This is a genomic window from Microbacterium sp. ZW T2_14 (assembly GCF_044987405.1).
Classification (GTDB): domain Bacteria; phylum Actinomycetota; class Actinomycetes; order Actinomycetales; family Microbacteriaceae; genus Microbacterium.
Genome location: NZ_JBJDRK010000017.1, coordinates 64,836 through 70,944 on the forward strand (window position 1 = coordinate 64,836; position 6,109 = coordinate 70,944).

The following is a 6,109-nucleotide window of genomic DNA, read 5'->3' on the forward strand; positions in this document are numbered from 1 at the left end:
TGCCGCGCCACGACCGGGTGATCGCGTCAGGCTTCTGCGCCAGGTCGTCCCCCTCGCTCGGGCCGCGTTACGCGGTCTTGCCGGCCTTCAGCATGTAGCCGAAGCCGCGCTTGGTCTGGATGAGCGGCTCTGTCGAGTGCGGATCGATCTTGCGGCGGAGGTACGAGATGTAGCTCTCGACGATGCCTGCGTCGCCGTTGAAGTCGTACTCCCAGACGTGGTCGAGGATCTGCGCCTTCGAGAGCACGCGGTTGGGGTTCAGCATGAGGTAGCGCAGCAGCTTGAACTCGGTGGGGCTGAGGTCGATCGATGCCTCGCCGACCTGCACGTCGTGCGTGTCCTGGTCCATCGTGATCTCGCCGGCGCGGATGACGGACTCCTCGTCCGCCTGCATCGTCCGGCGGAGGATCGCCTGGATGCGCGCCACGATCTCGTCGAGACTGAAGGGCTTGGTGACGTAGTCGTCGCCGCCGGCATTGAGGCCGGTGATCTTGTCCTCGGTCTCGTCCTTGGCGGTGAGGAAGAGGATCGGTGCGGTGTAGCCGGCGCCACGGAGGCGTTTGGTGACGCTGAACCCGTTCATGTCGGGCAGCATCACATCGAGGATGATGAGGTCCGGCTCCTCTTCGAGGACGGCCGAGATCGTCTGTGCGCCGTTCGAGACGGCCCGTACCTGGAATCCGGCGAATCGCAGGCTCGTGATCAGCAGATCGCGAATGTTCGGTTCGTCGTCCACGACGAGGATGCGCGGTGCGGTCATGCCCTCATTATGTCGGCGGAACCGATGCGGCGTCTGGATATCGGCGCCGCGGCCCCGAAATCGCCATTTCCCGTGGGAGCGGATCTCGACGCCGCAGCGGCCGGTGCGGGGGCGAGGAAGGGTAGCGTCGTGGTCACGAGAGCCCTGCGCACGCGCACCCGAACGATGCCCGCGCACCGACGAGAGGAATCGTCATGAGTCACATGCTGATCATCGGAGGAGGCCTCGCGGGCGGGACCGCCGCCGAGGCGCTGCGCGAAGAAGGGTTCGACGGCGACATCACGATCGTCGCCGCCGAACCGCACCCGCCCTATCAGCGGCCGCCGCTGTCGAAGGGGTACCTCGCCGGCGGCGAGGGGATGGATGCGGTCATCCTGCACCCCACGGACTGGTACGCCGAGCGCGCCATCCGCCTGGTGAGCGGCGTGGCCGCGACCTCGATCGACCCCGCTGCGCACACGGTCCAGCTCGCGGACGGCAGCGGCCTGCACTACGACGCGTTGCTGCTGGCGACCGGCGCGACGCCGCGCATGATCCCGCTCCCGGGCCACGAGCTGCCCGGCGTCATGACGCTGCGTCGCCTCGACGACTCGCAGCGGCTCGCGGCGGAACTGCGCGACGGCGGGCGGCGGCTCGTCGTGATCGGCGCGGGGTGGATCGGCATGGAGGTCGCCGCGACCGCGCGCGGCTTCGGCAACGAGGTGGCCATCCTGGAGCGCGGCGACGTGCCGCTGGCCGCCGCTCTCGGCGCCGAGATGGGGGAGGTCTTCCGCACACTGCACCGGGAGCACGGCGTCGACCTGCGCACATCGGTCGCGGTGGAGCGGATCACGGGCTCGGACCGTGCCGACGGGGTGGTCGTCGATGGTGAGACCCTTCCCGCGGACCTCGTCCTGATCGGCGTCGGCGCGGCGCCCGACACCGCGCTCGCCGAGGCGGCCGGCCTCGACATCCTGAACGGCGTCCTGACCGATGCGGCGTTGCGCACGAGCGCACCGGACGTGTACGCGGCAGGAGATGTCGCCAACCCGTTCCACCCGGTGCTGCAGCGCCATCTGCGCAGCGAGCACTGGGCCAACGCGCTGAACGCGGGCAAGGTCGCGGCTCGGGCGATGCTCGGCATGCCGGCATCCTTTGACGACATCCCGTACTTCTACACCGATCAGTACGACCTGGGCATGGAGCTGTCGGGTTACGCGCCGCTCATGGCGGATGCGGAGCTCGTCGTCCGCGGTGACCTCGCCGCCCGCGAGTTCATCGCGTTCTGGGTCGACGCCGCCGATTCGTCCGGCCGGGGTCGCGTGGTCGCGGGGATGAACGTCAACGTCTGGGACGTCAACGAGACGGTGCAGGCGCTGATCCGCTCGGGGGAGCGGGTCGACGCGGAGCGCCTGCGGGACGGGGACGTGCCGCTGGATAGCCTGCTCCCGTGACGCTCGCTCCCGACACGACACCCGGACTGCTCGCGGGGACGCTCGACCTTCCCGGTGGGCCCCTCGATCTCTCGCAGCACATCGCCGTGATGGCGATCGTGAACCGCACCCCCGACTCCTTCTACGATCGCGGCGCCACCTTCGCGCTCGATGCCGCGGTGGCCGCGGGCGTCGCCGCGGTCGAGGCGGGTGCCGAGATCGTCGATGTGGGCGGCGTCAAGTTCGCCCCCGGCCCGCCGGTGCCGGTGGAGGAGGAGATCGCACGTGTCGTACCGGTCGTCCGCGAGCTCGCGCCCATCGCGCGGGTCAGTGTCGACACGTTCCATCCCGAGGTCGCACGCGCGGCGATCGAGGCCGGGGCTGCGATCATCAACGACACCACGGGGCTGCACGACCCGGTGATGGCCGACGTCATCGCGCGAGGCGGTGCTGGCGTCGTCATCGCCCACAGCCTCGCGGCGCCGCGCACGCCGCATCCGCTCCCGCGCTACAGCGACGTGGTCGGCGACGTGGCGGCGTTCCTCGCCGCGCGGCGAGACCTCGCGCTCGCGCACGGCGTGCCGGGCGATCGCATCGTGCTCGACCCGGGGCACGACCTCAACAAGAGCACGCGCCAGACGCTGGAGCTCACACGCCGGCTCGGCGAGCTCTCCGGCCTCGGGGCGCCGATGCTCGTCGCCCTGTCCAACAAGGACTTCGTGGGTGAAACGCTCGACCGTGCGCGAGGCGATCGCCTCTCGGGCTCGCTCGCCGCCGCGGTGTTCTGCGTGCTGCAGGGGGCTCGCATCGTGCGCGCTCACAACGTGCGCGAGACCGTCGACGCGATGCGCATGGTCGAGGCGATGCTCGGCTGGCGCGATCCCGCGTACGAGCTCCACAACACGCGCGCCGAGGGGAACGAGTGATGCCGACCCGTCAGGAGCTCTTCGCGGCGTACGAGCTGCCCGGCCGAACGGCGTCGCACGTGCGCATGAACTTCGTCTCGAGCGCGGACGGCGCGGTGACGCTCGGCGGGCGCAGCGGCGCCCTCGGCGGCGGGACCGACCGCGCGCTCATGCAGGTGCTGCGCACGATGGCCGACGTGGTGCTCGTCGGTGCCGGCACCGTGCGTGCGGAGGGATACGGGGGACTCGGGGTCGACGCCGACGACGTCCGGTGGCGACAGGCGAGAGACCTCGATGACCAGCCGGCGATCGCCGTGGTGAGCGGCCGGTTGCAGCTGGACCCGGGCGACCCCGTCTTCGCCGACGCCGTGCGCCGCCCCGTGATCGTGACGACGGATGCCACGGCCACCGCTCGCGGCGGGCTCTTCGCTTCCGTGGCCGATGTGATGGCGTGCGGCGACGAGTCGGTCGATCTGGATGCGATGCTCGACGAGTTCACCCGGCGCGGCTGGACCCAGGTGCTGTGCGAGGGTGGGCCGCACCTCTTCGGCGATCTGCTCGACGCCGGACTCGTCGACGAGGTGTGCCTCACGCTGGCTCCCCGATTCGTCGGCGGGGACGCGGGGCGCATCGCACAGGGTGCGGGGGAGTCCGACCGCCGGTTCGCACTCGCGGGCGTGGTGACCGACGACGAGGGGTTCGCCTTCCTGCGCTACGCGGCGAGCTAGACGGGCGGCGTCTCGTCCACGCGTTCGAAGGGACGTGCCTACGACGCGGTCGACCCGGCGGGGTCGTGCGACCACACGGCGAGCTCGTTGCCCGCGGGGTCCACGAAGTGGAAGCGGCGTCCGCCGGGGAAGCCGTAGATGTCGTGGCGGATCGTGCCGCCCGACGCTGTGACGCGGGATCGCGCCGCCTCGAGGTCGTCGACGAACAGGACCGGGAGCGCCGCTGCCTGCTGCGTCTCGTCGGCCGACCCGTTGAGACCGAGCGCCACACCGCTGTCGGACGTGTCGGCGTAACCCTCACCGTAGGCGGTGAAGGTCCAGCCGAACGCCGATTCGTAGAATTCGCGCGCAGTCGTCAGCGCGGCGGCGTCGGCGGCGGGCAGCTCGACGAGGTCGATGCGGTTGTTCTCCGGCATGGGTCTGGTCTACCGGATGCCTCCGACAGCGTCCAGGCGCGACATCCGGGGTCCCGTGCGTCAGGCGGCCAACGAGTGCGCGTCGAGGATCGTGTAGGCGTATCCCTGCTCGGCGAGGAACCGCTGGCGATTCTGAGCGAAGTCCTGGTCGACCGTGTCGCGGGCGATCAGGGTGTAGAAGCTGGCCGTGTGGTTCGACTGCTTGGGGCGCAGCAGGCGTCCGAGGCGCTGGGCCTCTTCCTGGCGCGAGCCGAACGAGCCCGAGACCTGGATGGCGACGGATGCCTCGGGCAGATCGATCGAGAAGTTCGCGACCTTCGACACGACGAGCACCGAGATCTCGCCCACGCGGAACGCCTGGTACAGCACCTCGCGCTCGTCCACGGGCGTCGCGCCGGTGATCTTCGGAGCGTTCAGCGCCTCAGCGAGTACATCGATCTGGTCGAGGTACTGGCCGATGATGAGGATGCGCTCGCCCTCGTGACGTGCCACCAGGTCGCGGACGACCCCGATCTTGGCCGGCGCCGTCGCCGCGAGGCGGTAGCGCTCGTCGTCGGCCGCGGCAGCGTATTCCAGGCGGTCGCCGGCGGGCAGGTCGACGCGGACCTCGTAGCAGACCGCGGGCGAGATGAAGCCCTGCGCCTCGATCTCCTTCCACGGCGCATCGAACCGCTTGGGGCCGATGAGGCTGAAGACGTCGCCCTCGCGGCCGTCCTCGCGCACGAGCGTCGCCGTGAGCCCGAGCCGCCGCCGCGCCTGCAGGTCGGCTGTGAGCTTGAACACCGGCGCCGGAAGCAGGTGCACCTCGTCGTACACGATGAGACCCCAGTCGAGGGCGTCCAACAGTGCGAGGTGGGCGTACTGTCCCTTCCGCTTGGCAGTGAGGATCTGGTACGTGGCGATCGTGACCGGCTTGATCTCCTTGGCCTGACCGGAGTATTCGCCGATCTCCTCGGCGGTCAGCGAGGTGCGCTTGAGCAGCTCGTCCCGCCACTGCCGCGCGCTCACCGTGTTCGTCACCAGGATGAGAGTCGTGGTCTTGGTGTCGGCCATCGCCGCCGCCCCGACCAGCGTCTTGCCGGCGCCGCACGGCAGCACGACGACGCCCGATCCGCCCTGCGTGAAGATGTCGACGGCCTGCCGCTGGTACGGCCGCAGGTGCCACCCGTTCTCGGCGAGGTCGATCGGGTGCGGCGTGCCCGGGGTGTAGCCCGCGAGGTCCTCGGCCGGCCAGCCGATCTTCAGCAGCTCCTGTTTGATGTGGCCGCGCGCCCACGCGTCGATGACGAACGCGTCGGAGGAGAGGCGGCCGATCAGCAGCGGCTGGATGCGCTTGTTCCTTGACACCTCCGCCAGCACCGCGGCATCCGTCGACCGCAGGATCAGCTCGCCGTCGCCGCCTTTGTCGGCACCGTTGCGCTCGATCACGAGCCGGCCGTAGCGGCCGACGGTCTCGGAGATGTCGATCGACACCGACGGGGGAACCGGGAAACGCGACCACCGCTCGAGCGTCGCCAGCATGTCGTCGGCGCCGTGGCCCGCGGCGCGGGCGTTCCACAGCCCGAGCCGCGTGATGCGGTACGTGTGGATGTGCTCGGGGGCGCGTTCGAGCTCCGCGAAGATCGCGAGTTCGTGCCGCGCGCTCTCCGCATCGGGGTGCGCGACCTCGAGGAGAACCGTGCGGTCGCTCTGGACGATGAGGGGGCCGTCAGCCATAACGTGCCAGTCTACCGGCGCTCGCTGGGACGCGGTTCGCCCGGCGTGTCCCGCGGCGCCGAGGTGTCACGGTGCCACGGTTCGTCGAGACAGGGGATTCGCGCCGAGACCCGGCGCCACGTCCTGGGTCTCGGCGCGAATCCCCTGTCTCGACGAACCGTGGCACCGTGAC

Annotated in this window: 6 protein-coding genes; 3 read left to right on the forward strand and 3 right to left on the reverse strand. The window is 70.4% G+C overall.

What is annotated here, in order from left to right:
- Nucleotides 1-67: 67 nt before the first annotated feature.
- Nucleotides 68-760, reverse strand: coding sequence for a response regulator transcription factor (locus tag ACI3KY_RS08185; protein WP_192635079.1), 693 nt, complete (start codon nucleotides 758-760; stop codon nucleotides 68-70).
- A gap of 194 nt (nucleotides 761-954) precedes the next feature.
- Here ACI3KY_RS08185 and ACI3KY_RS08190 point away from each other — a divergent pair, with 194 nt between their 5' ends.
- The 3 genes from ACI3KY_RS08190 (at nucleotide 955) to ACI3KY_RS08200 (ending at nucleotide 3,805) form a co-directional block, all read left to right on the forward strand.
- The gene (locus ACI3KY_RS08190; protein WP_404929677.1) at nucleotides 955-2,193 is read left to right on the forward strand and encodes an NAD(P)/FAD-dependent oxidoreductase; all 1,239 of its coding nucleotides are present in this window, start codon (nucleotides 955-957) and stop codon (nucleotides 2,191-2,193) included.
- A gap of 89 nt (nucleotides 2,194-2,282) precedes the next feature.
- A complete protein-coding gene (gene folP, locus ACI3KY_RS08195; RefSeq protein ID WP_404929684.1) occupies nucleotides 2,283-3,098 on the forward strand; it encodes a dihydropteroate synthase in 816 nt (271 codons plus the stop codon).
- Nucleotides 3,098-3,805 carry a pyrimidine reductase family protein gene (locus ACI3KY_RS08200; RefSeq protein WP_404929678.1) on the forward strand — a complete coding sequence of 236 codons (708 nt, stop codon included), beginning with the start codon at nucleotides 3,098-3,100 and terminating at the stop codon, nucleotides 3,803-3,805. The genes folP and ACI3KY_RS08200 overlap by 1 nt, the downstream gene beginning before the upstream one ends.
- A 38-nt stretch (nucleotides 3,806-3,843) precedes the next feature.
- On the opposite strand, the gene ACI3KY_RS08205 is transcribed toward ACI3KY_RS08200, so the two are convergent.
- Nucleotides 3,844-4,221, reverse strand: a complete 378-nt coding sequence (locus tag ACI3KY_RS08205) for a VOC family protein (protein ID WP_404929679.1) — start codon at nucleotides 4,219-4,221, stop codon at nucleotides 3,844-3,846.
- Between the two features lie 60 nt (nucleotides 4,222-4,281).
- On the reverse strand, nucleotides 4,282-5,937 hold the full coding sequence (locus ACI3KY_RS08210; protein WP_404929680.1) for a DNA repair helicase XPB: 1,656 nt from the start codon (nucleotides 5,935-5,937) through the stop codon (nucleotides 4,282-4,284).
- Nucleotides 5,938-6,109 lie beyond the last annotated feature (172 nt).

What these genes read in the sequence shown, in the direction of transcription:
- ACI3KY_RS08185 (WP_192635079.1), bottom strand. Translation starts at nt 760, where the DNA reads ATGACCGCACCGCGCATCCTCGTCGTGGACGACGAACCGAACATTCGC.
- ACI3KY_RS08190 (WP_404929677.1), top strand. Translation starts at nt 955, where the DNA reads ATGAGTCACATGCTGATCATCGGAGGAGGCCTCGCGGGCGGGACCGCC.
- folP (WP_404929684.1), top strand. Translation starts at nt 2,283, where the DNA reads ATGGCGATCGTGAACCGCACCCCCGACTCCTTCTACGATCGCGGCGCC.
- ACI3KY_RS08200 (WP_404929678.1), top strand. Translation starts at nt 3,098, where the DNA reads ATGCCGACCCGTCAGGAGCTCTTCGCGGCGTACGAGCTGCCCGGCCGA.
- ACI3KY_RS08205 (WP_404929679.1), bottom strand. Translation starts at nt 4,221, where the DNA reads ATGCCGGAGAACAACCGCATCGACCTCGTCGAGCTGCCCGCCGCCGAC.
- ACI3KY_RS08210 (WP_404929680.1), bottom strand. Translation starts at nt 5,937, where the DNA reads ATGGCTGACGGCCCCCTCATCGTCCAGAGCGACCGCACGGTTCTCCTC.